Below are 15,993 nucleotides of genomic sequence, written 5' to 3' on the forward strand. Positions count from 1 at the left end.
TCATTGGCACTGATGGTGAAGGTCGTGGTTTCCGTACTACCGACAGGCACACGACCAGCAGCAGGCTGGAATACCAGACCACGGATGGCAGCCTGTACGGCAGCCGGGGTACCGGCAGCATGGGTATAGGTCAAACCACCATCTGCCGTCGAGAAGCCAGTCGCTGCCAGTGAGGCAGCAGTAAAAGCACCTTTGGCTGCCAGATCGAGAGTGATGATGATGGTTTCTGAAGCACCCACATCAGGATCGGTGATAGTCACGCCTGCGAAAGGTGAAACCGTGGTGGTTTCTGTCACGGTTTGGCCAGCGACAATACCGCCAATGACGGGGGGAGAATTAGTATAAATGACGATGGCTTTGTTGCTGCCCAGCGAGTTGGCAGCACCCGGCGCAGCCAGCGTCAATGTGGCATTATTACCCAGCGAATCCTTGATAGTACCGCCATTCAAGCGCAAAGCTGTGCTGTTCTGGTAATCGAGATCTACGCTGACATCACTTGGCTGTACAGTGTAATTAAAAGTGATCGTGTTAGTGCCCGAACCGCTGACATAATTAATTACCCGATCTATGGTGCCAGTTTCCAGTGTCAGTTGTGGTGTTCCGGTGACATTGACAGTTTCATTGAAGGTGATGGTAACCGGTATGACTGTACCCGCAGCATAGGTGGCATTGGATGTGCTTGAGCTGACATTCGTTACCGCAGGGCCACTGTTATCCAGTGTATATAGCTCGTCGCCAGTATGCCCGCCAATGATGGCGTTGCCCGCCACGTCGGCGACGCCAGTGCCGCTGTTCTTGAAATCCAGTCTTAAGGTGCCGTCACCACTGACAGTGTTGACCCGCACGGTCCAGACGTTGCCAACGGGGCCCGATAGTGAGGCAATGTTTCCGCTGGCTGTACCTGTCGTTACCAGCGCAAAATCGGAAATATCCAATCCACCATTTGCCAGGCTCTCCGAGAAAGTCACCTGGAAATCAACAAAGCTGCTGTTGCTGGGGCTGGCTGACGCACGGTTGATGCTGGTGATGGTAGGCACAACGCCATCCACCATGACAGCAGTCGTACTGCCGACACCATTCAGATTGAGAACAGCATTATTTCCTACAGTGTCTTTGATGCTGCCACTATTCAAAGTAATACTGCTACCCAGACTGATGCCATTGGTATCGAGGTTGCCGCTGACAACCGTATAGCTGAATATGAGTGCGGAAGTGCCACTTCCGCTTACGTAAGAAGCTGCTACGGTGCCACCGGTATCGAGTGTCACTGGAATTGTTGGTGTTCCTGTAACGTTGACGACTTCATTAAAATTAACTGTAAAATTCAGACCTTGTCCTGGCATATAAGTGGCGTTGGCGGGAGCTGTGACAGTACTGACCGCAGGGGCAATGCCATCAACGTTGACTGCGGCTGTGCTGGCTACTCCGTTCAAGTTAAGACTGGCATTATTGCCTGCACCATCTTTGATGGTACCGCCATTGAGGGTGACGCTGCCGCCGACAGAAATACCGTTGCTGTCCTGATTGCCATCAACGATGGTATAGCCAAATAGAAGTGAGGTGCTGCCGCTGCCGCTGATATAAGTAGCTGCAACGGTGCCACCAGTGTCCAGCGTGACTGGGATGTTGGGTGTGCCAGTCACAATCACTGCTTCACTAAAATTAACGGTGAAGTGTAGATTTTGTGCTGTCGCATAGGTGGCATTTGCTGGGACACTGACCGTGCTGATAGTAGGTGTTCCTGTGTCAAAAGTCAGGGCAGGGCTGCTGCCAGCACCACCGCTATTGCCTGCCGCATCAGTGTAGCTGCCAGACGCAACGGCGATACTGGCTGAGCCAGCGTTGGTTGCCGGATCTGGTGTGAATGTCGCAGTGCGCGTTGTGCCTGAACCAGTGAGACTGCCTAAGCTACCGCCTGTAACCGAAATGTCAGCCGCAGTAAATCCAGTTGGAACTTCGCTGAAGGCGAAGCTCATCGTTGCCGTTTCGCCTGCTTTGAGAGTGCTGACGTTGCTGCTGATCGTAAGCGTTGGTGCCTTGGTGTCTACAACGAAATTGCTGCTGCTGGTGATGCCTACACCTGGCGTATGAGTCGAATTATAGGTACCAGGCAAATTGACTGAAATGACATTGCTGGCGCTTTCACAATTGGTATTCGGTGTAAAAGTCGCCGTGAAAGTGATGTTGTCGGCGGTTTGCAAGCTTGACAGTATGCCGTTGGCAATATATATATCGGCAGTTCCAAAGTCAGAGACGGCTTCGGAGAATGTAAATGTCACATCTTGCGTATCACCAGCCTTCAGGGTGGATTTGGACAAAGCTATATTCACAGTCGCGGGAGTACTATAGGCAGTAATCGTGCCCAAACTGGTATCAATGCTGCTGCCATTGGCGCCAGCAATATTGCCAGTTCCAGAAGTCGTGCCGCCAAAGCCACCAGCACCTTTGTTTCCAGTGCTCAAAGTGGCGACCGATGCTGCATCCATCAATAGAGTGCCCGTTGACCAGATACCGCCTATGCCTTGGCCACCAGCACCACCATTACCGCTATTTGAATAATTCGCTGCTGCACCGCCACCGCCACCGCCGCCTGCAGCAACGTTATTGGAGATGACACTATTTGTTATCTTCAATGTTCCACTGTTAAAGATGCCGCCGACTGCATTTCCTCCAGTGCCACCTATAAAAAAACCACCACTGCCGCCACCGCCGCCACCGATGGAGATTGTGCCGTTGCTGGCTGTCGCACCCGCTCCACCCACTGAATAGCTTTGACCAAGAAATTGCACGTGTGCACCACCGCCAGCACCGCCAGTGGTACTGCCTCCGTAGCCACCGCGCTGGCCACCTGATGTACCTGAACCGTTACCTCCATGACCTGCTGTCGGTGCTGTGGGTGTTTCGCCAATCCGGTCCATTCCGCCAGTACCACCCAAGCCAGATCCATAGCCACCACCACCTCCTCCTCCTCCACCCTTGGGGAACCCGCCACCTGTGCCGCCGCCGCCAGATGCTTTGTTTGCAGTGACCGTACTATTGCTAATTGTTAATGTGCCAGCATTACGTATTCCGCCACCTGCACCATCGGAGCCGGATCTGCCATCACCTGCCAGATTGCCAGTATTATCTCCACCATTCCCTGCTGCCAGGCCATTGGTAATGACCAGGTTTTCCAGGCTGACGGCCGCTCCCGCTGCTACATCAATGACGCGGGTCAGGTTTTCGCCACTGATGGTTACCACACCGCCAGCGTTGTTTTTGCTGCCTATGATAGTCAATGCATGGCCGGAATCAGCCGTGATGCTGATGGTGTTGTTGCTTGCTGTGAAAAGGATGTCACCTGTCAATGTCAGGGTGTCGTCCCTGCCGTTGGAATTTGCCGTTGCCATGGCTGCTTGCAGGCTGGCCAGATCAGAGGCTGAAAGAGTAGCTGCGAGATGGTTCCAGCCAGTCAATTGCTGGATATTCAGTGCGCAGCCTGCCTCGATCTTGCCAGTCGAGATTTCCAGTTGCCAGTCGCCGTTTTGTGTTGCGGTACCTGTGTCATTAGTAGATGCCGCAACATCAACACCTGTCATGCTCGCAAGGTCATTGATAAACCGTGCGCCTGCCACGCCAGTGCCTATATTGCAACCATATAGCAAGAGGTCGCCGCCTGGCTTCAGGGATGCACCTATGGCTTGCAACTGGCCTTGATAGATTGCCATATCACCGTCATGCAAGACAGCGCTACCGAGGAGCATCACGCCATTGTCGCCATGGGAGATGATGGAAATGGAATCCAGGTTGCTGCAATTTTTGAGTGCATCGGCGATCTGCTGAACGCCATCCTGGTCTTTATCCAGCACGACCACTGTAGTACCAGGTTTTACTGCATTTACGATTTGCTGAAAATCTGGCAGGCGGCTGTCAATGAAAATCATGGCCTTTTGCGCTGGTATCTGTTCAGATGGCTGGTTCAGATTCGATGCTGACGCATTGGCGGGAGAGGTCAGAGGGGCATTGTTGACAGGTTTTGCTTCTTGTAAAAAGGTAGGGCCATGCAGAGTCATAACAAACAATTTCCAGGATGAAGGGCGAATGCAGGCACAGCAGTAATGCCGCGGCAATGAAGTCCTTGATATGCTTCATGACACATTCAGCAATACTGACAATCGGGCAAGCAAATAGCTGATTGTAAATATCGACCGTAAGGACTCCGTAAGAGACCTGAACAAGCCAGCTGAAAAGGATTTGAAAACTGCGGGGAAAGGCGGGGAGAGGGATGCTTGTCGGTTAGACTGTGTCCAGAGCAAGAGAGTAAAACATTTTTGTCAGCAGCAAACGGTGAATTTGCTGCTGACAATTTGGCGCAAGATTAACTGAGTTTTTGTAAAACTATTAAATCATTAAATCATTACTGCGCCCGAACAACTTGTTTCAGATATTGCCTTATTAAGCGCAATATCAGAACGAGGCCTGAACACCAACGTTGAAGTTAGTGATGTTGCCGTCGCCGCCAACAAAGTCAACTTTACGGCTGGCGATTTCAGCACGTGCAGCGAAGTTAGGCGTGAATGCATATGTTGCACCTACACCGACCATGACTTGTGCAGAATTTTTGTTGGTAGAGCCACGGACATTATTGAAAGCAGCAGTTGCTTCGCCTTTGGAATAAGCCAGACCCAGTTTAGTGAACAGACCCCAGTTATTGCCAAGTTGGGCGCGGTATGTGCCAGCCAGATCAATGCCGGTTGCTTTCATTTCTGCAGCGATACCATAGACATTGGCTTTGACTGTACCCAGATTGTAGTAGCTACCTTCAATACCCCAGTGAGGGTTGAAGTTGTAACCACCCAGAACATTGAAGGATGTGTCATTGGTTTTGCAGCTGGATGTACCTGCGCAATCCATATTCCAGCGAGCCTGGCCTACAGTGGCGCCAGCATAAAACTCTGCATGTGCAGTTGTGCCGATAAACAAACCGGAAATTGCCAGAGCAGCGGCGATAATTTTTTTATTAAACATGTTGTACCTGGTTGATTTTTGAATAATGCAACGAGATTTCTCTATTTGCTGGACAAACAAACCTGAAATTCTTTTGTTGCAGTGCAGCACTTTATTCTAAAACCATGACTATGTCAAAAAACCTTATCTATTTGCGTCTATATATGTCGTTTTTTGTATGAATGTATTATTGATAATTAAGTGCGCTTAAAACAGCAATCCCCCACCTTTTCTGAAGAGGGCCATGTCAACATAGTTAGACATACGATGTGTAGTATCTGATGGGTTCAGGGTAACACCACCCAGGTCGATGACGCTTTTTTGCGTAGCAAGGGCTTGCAGGGCATCGCGTCCTGGTTTGCCGGTCTGTATGGCTTTGACCAGGGTTTTGGCGACCATGAAGCCTTCAAACGTCAGGGCAGAGAGGTCTTCATCCCTGAATTTTTTCATCATATTGCTATGATCTATCTGTATTAGGGATTTCTTGCTTAAGGGGTTAGGTACAACCTGCGAAAACACTGTCCATTCCAATGCTTTGGGGCCAGCGACTTCTGCCAGGGTATCAAGATTGATGAGTGACATGCCAGCGACAAAGGTGCGTGGTGCCTGTTTTCTGAATTCTTTCAAAAAAATACCGGTGCCAAGTGTATCTGCAATGGCAATCACGATACCAGGAGCGGATCTGGCCAGCACCGCAGATTCCCTTTCCATATCAGCCGCTGAGGCACCTATGCGTACCAGGCCACTCATGAGCATATTGCGTTTGCGCAATTCGGCGACAACGTACTGGTACATGTCCTGATTCAGGGCGTTTTCCTGATAAGCGATACCTACGCTCTTGATGCCCAGTTTGTCGAAGTAAGAGAAGATGTATTGCATCTCTTGTTCAGGGCTGGGGCGCCAGAACAGTACGCGTGAATTATAAGTTTTAACCGAAGCCACCAGAGGGGCGAACAAGGTTTGTCCGCTTTGTGAAAACCTGGCATTGGCCAGCACTGCATCTGTTACTGCCGCACCTATGCCACCCAGCAGGTAATCTGCCTTGTCTTTTTCGAGCAAGTCGCTGACGGCCTGCGCTGACACTGCCGGGTTACCCTGGTCATCACGTACCAGATATTTAATTCGTTTACCGCCTATGCCGCCATTTATATTGATACTGTCAAAGTAGGTCGTAATGCCTGCCACATAGTCGCGGCCAATGCTACCATTCGGTCCGGACAAGTCTATTGCCTGACCAACGACGATGACATTGCCTTGCGCCTGCACATTCAGGGCAAACAAAAAGCAGAGCAGGGCGAAGCAAAAAGACCAGAGCCTGAGGGGAAAACGCATTCTGATAACCTGTGAAATATTGCAATGTAACAATTGTTACATTCAAATATGACTATGGAATGACGAGGCTGTAACTGGTTCATACTCGTAAGTTATATGCATATGCTGATTTTGAAGATTTGGAGAGCGTTGTGACTAGCGGTGAAAAGAATGATGCGAATAAGGCGGGGCAAATACTGGGCGTAATAGGATGGTCGGGCAGTGGTAAAACCAGTTTGCTTGAATACCTGGTCAGGCAACTGACGGTAGCAGGGCATAAAATTAATATCGTCAAGCACAGCCATCATGATGTCACGATAGAACCGCCGCAAAAAGACAGTTCACGCCTGCGTCTTGCGGGTGCGCAAGATGTCTTGCTGGCGTCGCCTTATCGTTATGTGATTGCCCATGAATTGCGGCAAGAGGCTGAACCATCACTGGATGAACTCCTGGCACGTCTGTCACCAGCAGACCTGACGCTGGTAGAAGGTTATAAATGGGAAGCCATGCCCAAGATTGAGGTCTTTCGCCCATCTCTTGGTAAGGCTGCAATTTACCCGGATGACGCTCATATAGTATTGGTCGCTTCTGATGTTACTGCTCCCGTTGATTTGCGTCCTGGCTTGCAATGGCTGGATTTAAATCAGCCGCAACTGGTGCTGGATTGGATTCTTGTTGCGATGCAAAACAAGATATTAAAAAAAATCTGAAAATCTCCTAAAGACTTTACTTAAGCCGCCGTTATCTTAAGTAGACAGATAAGGAGAATTGTCATGGATGTAACCGGTATTGCCAGCGTGGCAACGACATTGGCTGATGTAGGTACTAGTCAAGCAGTGAGTATTGCTGTTTTGAAAAAAGCCAATGATATTACGGCTGAAAGTGCAACCGCATTGATAGAAGCAGTGTCGGATAATAAATCTGTCGCCAATCTGCCACCAAATCTGGGCAGGAATATCAACACCACGGCTTGATTATTTATTAGCGGGTGTGTCTGTATATGTAAGCAGATATTCAAACAGATGTTCAAGAAGCGCGCTGATGGCGCGCTTTTTTGTTTTTGATGAGGCATGACATATGATCATGCGCAAGCAAGTTGCCCGACTATCAGCGATAATCTTGCCATTTCCCAATATCTGGATTAAGCATGGAACAAAATTCATGGGGCTGGTCTGACCGCCTCAGCCTCAGCTATGAACCTATGGACGAAACCCACAAGGAGTTTGTCGAGCTCTGTGCGGCATTGTCTGAAGATAATCCTGCTACTTTCGTGGCCAGGCTGGATGCCCTGATCGTGCATTCCATCGCCCATTTTGAGCAAGAAAACCAGTGGATGACCGAAACTGCCTTTCCCCCTGCTGGTTGCCACAGACAGGAGCATGACGCCGTGTTAGAGGTCATGCAAGAAGTCAGGCGCAGGGTGGAATTGGGGGAAACTGATCTTGCTACGCGCCTGGCAGAAGAGTTGCCATTATGGTTCGAGCATCATGTCGATACCATGGATAATATGCTGGCACGCTTCATGGCAAGCAATCCTGAAAAACTTGCCGATGCTGCTGTCAATACTGCCCAGGTTCAACCAGCCTGAACCCGGATTTCTATATCGCCCAGGCTGACGACCTGGCCGGCACGGATTTTTGCGGTTTTGCGCAATTCCTGCTCACCGTCAACACTGACGTCACCGCTGGCAACGATAGCCTTGCCAGCGCCGCCACTTTCACACAAACCAACCAGTTTCAATAACTGGTTCAGTTCTACATATTCGCCTTCCAGGCTAAAACTCAGGCTTTGCATATAAATTCCTCTATCCTGCAATAAAAGGGACGCAGCTTACACTATTTTGTTAGCTGCAAGGCGTGCATTTGCTTTCTCCAGCCACATCCCCAAGTGGGCGATCAGGTCTGTCTGGCTGAATGAGCAACTCTCCTCCGTAAACAAACTACCTGATTCCAGTCGGCTCAAGAGATTTTCCATAACCTCGCCAAACTGGGGTGGCAGGGCGGCCAATAGCTGAGTCTGGCCTCGCCAGATTTGGCAAAAACGGCTGATATTGATTTGTTCCATAGATAAATCCTGGATACTTTGTCGCAATTCTTGTGTCAAGTTGAGCATATAGAAACTTTTAGCTTGAAAAAATGTCATAAGCTAGTAGGATAATCTGATCGCTGCCTGAATCCAATCGAAAATGTGCTGCGTAGAAGATAGTGCGGGTAGCGTAACTGAAAATATTTTACGAAATTTTGTAAGTTTGCTTTATCTGCACCGACTATAGGCTGTAATTTTAAATTTTCCCATGTGGGATGTTTTGCACTTTTAACAGGAGATGAACATGAGTAATAAAGCAATGGTTGCAGTCGCACTGGCAGGTTTGTTGGGTTCCAGCATGGCAATGGCCGCTGATCCAGTCAAGACTGAGAAATGCTTTGGTATTTCCAAAGCTGGTCAAAATGACTGCGCTACTAAATCCGGTTCCCATTCTTGCGCTGGTCAATCCAAGAAAGACAATGATCCAGCTGAATGGAAAAAAGTCCCAGCCGGCTCTTGCGAAAAAATGGGTGGCAAGCTGGAAGCCCCTAAATCCTGAGCCAGGATTTAATTTTTTGACGAGCCCGTTTTTTGACTGATTTATTTTGACTGATACGGCTCGAACTAACTGTCAACCCGCGTCCGCCCTGCAAGGGGTGGGCGTGGGTTTGCGCACTCAACACTATCGTGATTTTCTGCATGCATCTGCTATGGAATCCGCGTCGGCATCTGCCGACTGGCTGGAGGTGCATTCAGAAAATTATTTTGGTGATGGCGGCTATGATTTGCATGTACTGCAAACATTGCGCCGTGATTACCCCTTAAGCCTGCATGGCGTTGGTATGGGGCTGGGGTCAGCTTCAGGCTTTTCTGATGACCATATTACCCGCTTGCAGCGTTTGATAGAGCGTACCGAGCCAGCCCTGGTTTCTGAGCATCTGTGCTGGGGGGCTATCGCAGGCAGACATTTGAATGACCTTTTGCCTTTACCGTTGATGCAAAGCGCCCTTGATTTAATATGTCAGCGTGTCGATGAATTGCAATCGCGCTTGCAAAGACAGGTCTTGATAGAAAACGTCTCGACTTATCTGCGCTTTGCCAGGGACGATATGTCGGAAGCCGAATTCCTTGCCGCACTTGTCAAGCGCACCGGCTGCGGCATCCTGCTCGACATTAATAATCTGTATGTGAATCAACACAATCATGGCGAAGATGCACAGCAGGCCTTGCGTATCATGGCTGACTTGCCGGTTGGTGTGATAGGTGAAATTCATCTAGCAGGGCACTTGCAAACCGATATCTGCCTGGTTGACGATCATGGCAGTCAGGTTGCGGATCCCGTCTGGGAATTGTTTACGTGGGCAGGGGTTATGCTGCCTGCTGGCATCCCTGTTTTGATAGAGTGGGATACGGCTATTCCAGAATTACCAGTGTTGCTCAATGAAGCGCATAAGGCCAGGCAAGTTCTGGCAACGCTGACTGCTAAAGAAGTAGCCATGGCATGATGGATGTAATGAAAGATTCACCCACCTTGGCTGAAATGCAGGAGCAGTTTGCCCAGGCAGTGCTGCAGCCATCCAGCACAGCGCAGGCTTCCACTTTATTTCATACACATCCATTTCAGGACGACAGGCTCGCCTTGTATCGCGGCAACCTGACTGCGATATGGACATCGGCATTAAAGAATACCTACCCTGTGCTTCATCAATTAGTGGGTGATGATTATTTCGAGCAAGTGGCGCGCGCGTTTGGCCGCGCCTGCCCGTCAGAATCCGGCGACCTGAACCAGTTCGGCGCAAAATTGGCAGAGTTCCTGAAAACCATACCGGACGTTGCAGATTATCCTTACTTTCCTGATGTCGCCGCGCTGGAATGGCAGATACATGCGGCCTATTATGCCGCTGATGCAGATGCCATCAGCCTGCCTGATTTGTTGCAGGCGGTGGCCACTACCGGGCAGGACGTGCAGGTGGTGCAATTGGAATTTCACCCCGCAGTCAGTCTATACACTGCTGAATGGGATAGTGTCGCCATCTGGCTTGCCCATCAAGCAGATGCCGAAGCGGATACTGTAGCAAGTCTGCCAGAAAATATCCGGCAGACTTGCCATGGACTCATCTATAGAAGTAATTGGTCAGTCGAACTATTGGCGATCAGCAAATCCGCCTGGCTGGCCCTGGCTGCCTTGCAGCAGGGGACCAGCCTGGGTGCAGCCCTGGAAATGGCGCTGGATGCAGATGGCGGATTTGATATCAATGCTCAGTTGCAGTCCTGGTTTGCCGCTGGATTATTTGCCAAATTCAAATTTCCTGAAGATCAGCTGTAAGGAATCCATCAGCCAACTGACTAAGTTGCAGGAGACTAATTGGAGAATTTCTATGTATGACACCCTGCAATACTTTCATGGCCTGAGTACCCGTTTTGATGACAAGCTCAGTGCCTGGGGCGGTTCGGCCCTTAGTTTGGCGCTCAGGTTATTTGTCGGATGGCAGTTTTTTAAGGCTGGCCTGGTAAAAATCGCTGACTGGCAATCGACTTTGTCCTTGTTCCGTGAAGAATATATGGTACCCATCATACCGCCCGAACTGGCCGCCTGGATGGGGGCAGCTGGGGAACTGGTTTTACCTGTCTTGCTGGTACTGGGTATTTTTTCCCGCCCCGCAGCCCTGGCTTTGTTTGCTGTGAACCTGATGGCCGTGGTTTCTTATCCGCAGTTGTTTGAGCTGGAATGCCCGGCAGCAGTCAATTCGCATTTTTACTGGGGCATATTATTGCTGGTACTGGTAAGTTTTGGGCCTGGTAAATTATCACTGGATGCCTGGCTGAATGCTGGCAAGCAGGACAAAGGCTTGAAGTGAGTTGATTGAGCTGACTGCTCATGCAAAATCGAGTTTCGAACAGGCCTGCGGATGCAGGCCTTTTTTTGACTATTAATTGATGAACTTATCGTCTACATTTCAGTCAAACCGCAAAACAAAGTCTGGCCTGCCTGGCGGCAGCGCGGATATAGCGCACTCACACTGGAATATCTTCATCATGCAAAACAAATTTCGCTTTCGTAATGTCCAGGGCCAAATTCAATGGCGTACCCCAGTCATAACAGTTGTTGCCGTGGCAATTTGCAGTGTACTTTGGATGGTCTATTCCAGCAAGATGACTGCACAGGCCAGCACCAATGAAAAAAAACAGGCAGACAAGGAAGTAATCTATGAGTTGGCTGCTGCCGACATCACCAGCGCTGAACTCAAGGAGTTATCGGCGCAATTGCCCATCTCGGGTTCGCTGGTGCCAGAAAGTCAGGTCACCGTGCGTGCCAAAGTCATTGCCGAAGTGGCAGAGGCACCCTTGCAAGAAGGCGTGGCAGTACAAAAAGGGCAAATCATTGCCCGTTTTACTGCCGCTGATTTACATGCACGTCTGACCACGCAAGAAGCTGCAGTGGATGAAGCACAGGCCAGGCTGGCGCTGGCGCAAAAGAACCGCCTGTCGAACGAGACTTTGCTGAAGCAAAACTATATTTCGCAAAATGCTTATGACACTACTCATAATGGACTGGAGCTGGCGCAAGCCAGTCTGAAGTCGGCAATGTCACAAAAACAGGTTGCGCAACTGGCATTGGCAGATACCCAGGTGCGCTCACCGCTGGATGGTTTCATCAGCAAGCGTCATGTACAGCCGGGTGAAAAAGTATCGCCAGATACAGCACTGTATAGCATAGTCAACCTCAGCCATATGACGCTGGAGGCGCAAGTGCCCGCCAGTGAAATACCCAGGGTAAAGGCGGGGCAAAAAGTGGTGTTTCAGGTTGATGGTTTTGGTGGCCGTGAATTTGTCGGCAAGGTGGCGCGCATTAACCCTGCGACTGAAGCAGGTTCACGTTCCATGATGGTATATGTAGCCGTGGACAATGCGGATGCTGCATTACGCGGCGGCATGTTCGCCAAAGGCAGTCTGGTATTGGAAAAATCAGCGGCAGCCACGACAGTGCCGCTGACAGCGGTGCGGCAAGTTAATGGTAATGATGTCGTCTATCAAATCATCAATGAGCAGGTGAAGATGCAAACCGTCAAGCTGGGATTGCGCAGCGATGACGAAGGCAAGGTGCAGATTGTGCAGGGGCTGGAAGCTGGTGCCGTGCTGATTTCTTCCCGTCTGGATGGCGTAAAAGCCGGTAGCAAGGTGAAGATGCCCAAGTCCAATGCAGCGTCGAAAGTCTAAGCCATGTGGATGACCAAAGTAAGTATACAAAATCCGGTGTTTGCCACCATGATCATGGTGGGCCTGATGGTGCTGGGTATTTTCTCGTATAAGGGCCTGGGTCTGGAAAACATGCCCAATGTGGAGTCGCCCGGTGTCTGGATGGAAGTGATGTATCCCGGTGCTTCACCAGAGATCGTCGAGAACGATATCACCAAGCCGGTAGAAAATGTCGTCAATACTATCAGCGGCGTCAAGCGCATCATGGCCAGTTCTTATGAGGGCCGTGCCGGTATCTGGATAGAGTTCCAGTTGTCAGTCAATGGTGACAAGGTCTTGCAGGAAGTGCGTGACAAAGTTGCGCAGATACGCCCCGGTTTCCCACGTGATGTGAAAGACCCGTTCATCGTCAAGGGTGGTGACGGTAATGGTCGCCCGGTCGTGCAAATGGCGATAAGTTCTGGTGAGCGCAGCTTGCGTGATCTGTCGAATATGACAGACCAGATCATCGTCAAGAAATTACAAAGCGTGCCGGGTGTGGGTCGCGTTGATGTACGTGGTGCAGTGGTGCGCCAGGTGCAGGTCAAGCTCTTGCCTGACCGTATGGCGGCCAATCATATCGGCGTCAATGAAGTGTTGACTGCGATACAGACCACCAATCAAAACATGCCTGCCGGTTTGATCACGCGTGGCTCGCAAGATCAACTGGTCAGACTGGAAGCCAAGATAGCTGATACCCGTGGCTTCAATAAAATCATCGTCGCCCGCCGCGCCGGTGCGCCAGTCTATCTGGAGCAGATTGCTGAAGTGCAGGACGGTGAAAGGGAAGAATATTCCATCTCACGCGTGAACGGACAACGGTCAGTCGCCATCGCTGTCAGCAAGATACAGGATGCGAATATCGTTGAGGTGGGGGATGGCATCATAGAAGCAATTGCTGATCTCAAAACACGCTTGCCCAAGGATGTGCAGATGACGGTCAGTGAAAACAATGCTGATTTTGTCAGACACTCTCTCGACGGCGTGAAAGAAACCATACTCGAAGGCGCGGGCCTGACTGTGTTGATTGTCTTCCTGTTCCTGCATTCGTGGCGCAGCACCATCATCACTGGCCTGACTTTGCCTATTTCAGTGATTGCCACTTTCATTGCGTTGAAGGCTTTTGGTTTTACCCTGAACTTCCTGACCATGATGGCGCTGTCGCTGTGCATAGGTTTGTTGATTGATGATGCCATTGTGGTACGTGAAAATATCGTGCGGCATCTGGGCATGGGCAAGGGGCACAAGCAGGCGGCAGAAGACGGCACCAATGAAATTGGCCTGGCTGTGATGGCCACGACCTTTGCCATCGTTGCCGTGTTTGTGCCTGTGGCTTTCATGCAGGGCATGATAGGTAAATTCTTTTTTCAGTTCGGCATTACGGTAACCGTGGCGGTGCTGGTGTCGCTGTTCGTTAGTTTTACCCTCGACCCCATGCTGTCATCGGTATGGCGTGATCCTGAAGAAAACCGCTTCAAGCGCCTGCCGTGGCTGGCCAAGTTCATGGGCGGCATAGAGCATGGCATAGACAAGCTGCACATCATCTATGGCAAGTTATTGCAACTGGTTTTGCGCAAGCGGAAAACTACCTTGTTGCTGGCGACCTCACTTTTTGTCGGCAGTTTCTTTCTGGTGCCTATGATAGGAACGGAATTTGTACCTGAGGCTGATGAGGGCCAGATCACTATCAATCTGAAAACTCCGGTTGGATCCAGCCTGCAATATACCGATGATAAAACCCGGCAGGTGGAAGCTGTCCTCAAGGAGATGAAAGATATCCAGACCATCAACACTTCGGTCGGTATCGAGAATGAAAGAAATACTGCGCAAATCAATATGAAGCTCAGCGAAAAACGTGTCACACATCGCAAGTCGCAAAAGCAGATGGAGATACAAATTCGTGAACGTTTGAAAAGCATACCCGGCATAGAAATGGCTGTGGGTTTTGACAAGCCCATCTATGTAGCGATACTCGGCCCGGATGCTGACAAGCTGCAAGATGTTATCGATAGCGTCATGAAAAAAATGGCAGGTATCAAAGGTATCGCTGATCTGGAGAGTAGTCTGACGGGTGCTAATCCTACCGTGCTGGTCAAGGTCAATAATGAATTGGCGAATGACCTGGGCTTGTCAGTACAGCAAATAGGCTCGGCTCTGCGTCCCTTTGTTGCAGGCGATACTCTGGGGCAGTGGCTGGCACCGGATGGCCAGAATTATGAAATCAATGTGCAGTTACCCAAGTCTGGCAGGCAAAAAATTTCTGACCTGGCAGACCTGTCTCTGGCCAGCAGCAAGATAGATGCAAATGGCAAACCCATGATGGTGCCTTTGCGTCAGGTTGTGCAATTTGTTCCCAGCACCAGTCCACGCGTCATCAAACGCCAGGATTTGCAACGCAGGGCAGCGATATATGCCAACGTCGAAGGGCGCCCGGCAGGTGATGTTGGTACTGAAGTACAAAACCTGGTCAAGACGATAGAACTGCCGCCCGGCTACCGTTTTGATATCGGCGGACAGACCAGGGAAATGCAAGAGTCTTTCAGTGCGGCCGTGGCAGCGCTGGGCATAGCGGTGATTTTTATTTACCTGATTCTGGCTTCACAATTCGGCAGCTTTCTGCAACCACTCGCGATCATGACGGCCTTGCCGTTTTCATTGATCGGTGTGTTGCTGGCTTTGCTGATTACCGGTAGCACGCTGAATATTTTCTCTATCATCGGGTTCATCATGCTCATGGGGTTGGTGACCAAGAATGCGATTTTGCTGGTTGATTTCATCAATCAGGCGCAAAAGCAGGGAATGAGCCAGTTTGATGCCGTGCTGGCTGCCGGGCAGGTACGCTTACGCCCCATCATGATGACGACGCTGGCTATGATCTTTGGCATGCTGCCCATGGCCATGGGTATCAGCGATGGGGCAGAAACCCAGGCACCGATGGGCAGGGCCGTCATAGGCGGCATCATCACCTCGACGTTGCTGACTTTACTCGTCGTGCCGATTGCCTATACTTATCTGGATAATCTGGGTAAAAAGGCGAAAGCTTATTTTGCTTATCATGAGCCAGAAACCAGCCCGGCTGCAGAGCCTATCAATGTAGCGGGTGTGACGGTCGCGACCAGTGCGGCAGTTTCGGCAGTCAGAGACTAAATCATAAAAATATCTATATTAAAACACTCGTTTAGATATAGGAAAAGGTATACTTGCCGCCCGGAAAAAGAGACGCTGTTCTGGTCTCTTCTTTCTTGAAATTTTAAGAGTGTTGTATTTGCCCCGCATGGAAAATCCCTGGGGCAAGTTCAGGCTGATTTTTTAAGAGTGTTTACTCTAGATGTGAAATTTTCGCTATTCATCAAATTGCGTAAATGACATACTACTTGCTAAGTTTTAGAACGCTCGTTCCATTTTATATGGTGCTGGTTAAATCTACTGACTTGC

At 50.1% G+C, this 15,993-nt stretch carries 14 protein-coding genes; 9 read left to right on the top strand and 5 right to left on the bottom strand.

What is annotated here, in order from left to right; all coding sequences use genetic code 11:
- From AC3WQT_RS04065 to AC3WQT_RS04075, 3 genes are all read right to left on the bottom strand, one after another.
- On the bottom strand, positions 1–4,052 hold a 4,052-nt coding region (locus AC3WQT_RS04065; RefSeq protein ID WP_492702544.1), incomplete at its 3' end, for a DUF4347 domain-containing protein.
- Between the two features lie 394 nt (positions 4,053–4,446).
- Positions 4,447–5,007, bottom strand: a complete 561-nt coding sequence (locus tag AC3WQT_RS04070) for a porin family protein (RefSeq protein ID WP_492702546.1) — start codon at positions 5,005–5,007, stop codon at positions 4,447–4,449.
- A 186-nt stretch (positions 5,008–5,193) separates the two neighbouring features.
- Positions 5,194–6,318 carry an ABC transporter substrate-binding protein gene (locus tag AC3WQT_RS04075; protein ID WP_492702548.1) on the bottom strand — a complete coding sequence of 375 codons (1,125 nt, stop codon included), beginning with the start codon at positions 6,316–6,318 and terminating at the stop codon, positions 5,194–5,196.
- A 131-nt stretch (positions 6,319–6,449) separates the two neighbouring features.
- Between AC3WQT_RS04075 and mobB the strand changes: the two genes are divergently transcribed.
- The 3 genes from mobB to AC3WQT_RS04090 all read left to right on the top strand — a co-directional run bounded on the left by mobB (position 6,450) and on the right by AC3WQT_RS04090 (position 7,885).
- On the top strand, positions 6,450–7,007 hold the full coding sequence (gene mobB, locus AC3WQT_RS04080) for a molybdopterin-guanine dinucleotide biosynthesis protein B (protein ID WP_492702550.1): 558 nt from the start codon (positions 6,450–6,452) through the stop codon (positions 7,005–7,007).
- Between the two features lie 63 nt (positions 7,008–7,070).
- Positions 7,071–7,271 carry a YjfB family protein gene (locus AC3WQT_RS04085; protein ID WP_423003219.1) on the top strand — a complete coding sequence of 67 codons (201 nt, stop codon included), beginning with the start codon at positions 7,071–7,073 and terminating at the stop codon, positions 7,269–7,271.
- A 173-nt stretch (positions 7,272–7,444) separates the two neighbouring features.
- On the top strand, positions 7,445–7,885 hold the full coding sequence (locus AC3WQT_RS04090) for a hemerythrin domain-containing protein (RefSeq protein WP_492702552.1): 441 nt from the start codon (positions 7,445–7,447) through the stop codon (positions 7,883–7,885).
- On the opposite strand, the gene AC3WQT_RS04095 is transcribed toward AC3WQT_RS04090, so the two are convergent.
- The gene (locus tag AC3WQT_RS04095) at positions 7,873–8,091 is read right to left on the bottom strand and encodes an RNA-binding S4 domain-containing protein (protein WP_162041999.1); all 219 of its coding nucleotides are present in this window, start codon (positions 8,089–8,091) and stop codon (positions 7,873–7,875) included. The two genes, AC3WQT_RS04090 and AC3WQT_RS04095, sit on opposite strands and share 13 nt — an antisense overlap.
- A gap of 36 nt (positions 8,092–8,127) precedes the next feature.
- Complete coding sequence (locus AC3WQT_RS04100; protein ID WP_492702555.1) at positions 8,128–8,361, bottom strand: hypothetical protein; 234 nt, start codon at positions 8,359–8,361, stop codon at positions 8,128–8,130.
- A 265-nt stretch (positions 8,362–8,626) separates the two neighbouring features.
- Here AC3WQT_RS04100 and AC3WQT_RS04105 point away from each other — a divergent pair, with 265 nt between their 5' ends.
- From AC3WQT_RS04105 to AC3WQT_RS04130, 6 genes are all read left to right on the top strand, one after another.
- On the top strand, positions 8,627–8,881 hold the full coding sequence (locus tag AC3WQT_RS04105) for a BufA1 family periplasmic bufferin-type metallophore (RefSeq protein WP_492702557.1): 255 nt from the start codon (positions 8,627–8,629) through the stop codon (positions 8,879–8,881).
- A 103-nt stretch (positions 8,882–8,984) separates the two neighbouring features.
- The gene (bufB, locus tag AC3WQT_RS04110; protein ID WP_492702559.1) at positions 8,985–9,827 is read left to right on the top strand and encodes an MNIO family bufferin maturase; all 843 of its coding nucleotides are present in this window, start codon (positions 8,985–8,987) and stop codon (positions 9,825–9,827) included.
- Between the two features lie 8 nt (positions 9,828–9,835).
- On the top strand, positions 9,836–10,648 hold the full coding sequence (locus tag AC3WQT_RS04115) for an HvfC/BufC family peptide modification chaperone (protein WP_492702561.1): 813 nt from the start codon (positions 9,836–9,838) through the stop codon (positions 10,646–10,648).
- Between the two features lie 52 nt (positions 10,649–10,700).
- Positions 10,701–11,180: a DoxX family protein gene (locus AC3WQT_RS04120; RefSeq protein ID WP_492702563.1), complete on the top strand. Its 480-nt coding sequence runs from the start codon at positions 10,701–10,703 to the stop codon at positions 11,178–11,180.
- A gap of 178 nt (positions 11,181–11,358) precedes the next feature.
- Positions 11,359–12,540, top strand: a complete 1,182-nt coding sequence (locus tag AC3WQT_RS04125) for an efflux RND transporter periplasmic adaptor subunit (RefSeq protein WP_492702565.1) — start codon at positions 11,359–11,361, stop codon at positions 12,538–12,540.
- 3 nt (positions 12,541–12,543) lie between these two features.
- On the top strand, positions 12,544–15,705 hold the full coding sequence (locus AC3WQT_RS04130) for an efflux RND transporter permease subunit (RefSeq protein WP_492702567.1): 3,162 nt from the start codon (positions 12,544–12,546) through the stop codon (positions 15,703–15,705).
- Positions 15,706–15,993 lie beyond the last annotated feature (288 nt).

Source organism: Undibacterium sp. FW305-107 (genome assembly GCF_058788535.1).

Bases quoted from the DNA above. Each gene is read 5' to 3' on its own strand.
- AC3WQT_RS04125 (WP_492702565.1), top strand. From the start codon at position 11,359: ATGCAAAACAAATTTCGCTTTCGTAATGTCCAGGGCCAAATTCAATGG.
- AC3WQT_RS04105 (WP_492702557.1), top strand. From the start codon at position 8,627: ATGAGTAATAAAGCAATGGTTGCAGTCGCACTGGCAGGTTTGTTGGGT.
- AC3WQT_RS04075 (WP_492702548.1), bottom strand. From the start codon at position 6,318: ATGCGTTTTCCCCTCAGGCTCTGGTCTTTTTGCTTCGCCCTGCTCTGC.
- AC3WQT_RS04120 (WP_492702563.1), top strand. From the start codon at position 10,701: ATGTATGACACCCTGCAATACTTTCATGGCCTGAGTACCCGTTTTGAT.
- AC3WQT_RS04070 (WP_492702546.1), bottom strand. From the start codon at position 5,007: ATGTTTAATAAAAAAATTATCGCCGCTGCTCTGGCAATTTCCGGTTTG.
- AC3WQT_RS04100 (WP_492702555.1), bottom strand. From the start codon at position 8,361: ATGGAACAAATCAATATCAGCCGTTTTTGCCAAATCTGGCGAGGCCAG.
- AC3WQT_RS04115 (WP_492702561.1), top strand. From the start codon at position 9,836: ATGAAAGATTCACCCACCTTGGCTGAAATGCAGGAGCAGTTTGCCCAG.
- AC3WQT_RS04090 (WP_492702552.1), top strand. From the start codon at position 7,445: ATGGAACAAAATTCATGGGGCTGGTCTGACCGCCTCAGCCTCAGCTAT.
- AC3WQT_RS04130 (WP_492702567.1), top strand. From the start codon at position 12,544: ATGTGGATGACCAAAGTAAGTATACAAAATCCGGTGTTTGCCACCATG.
- AC3WQT_RS04085 (WP_423003219.1), top strand. From the start codon at position 7,071: ATGGATGTAACCGGTATTGCCAGCGTGGCAACGACATTGGCTGATGTA.
- AC3WQT_RS04095 (WP_162041999.1), bottom strand. From the start codon at position 8,091: ATGCAAAGCCTGAGTTTTAGCCTGGAAGGCGAATATGTAGAACTGAAC.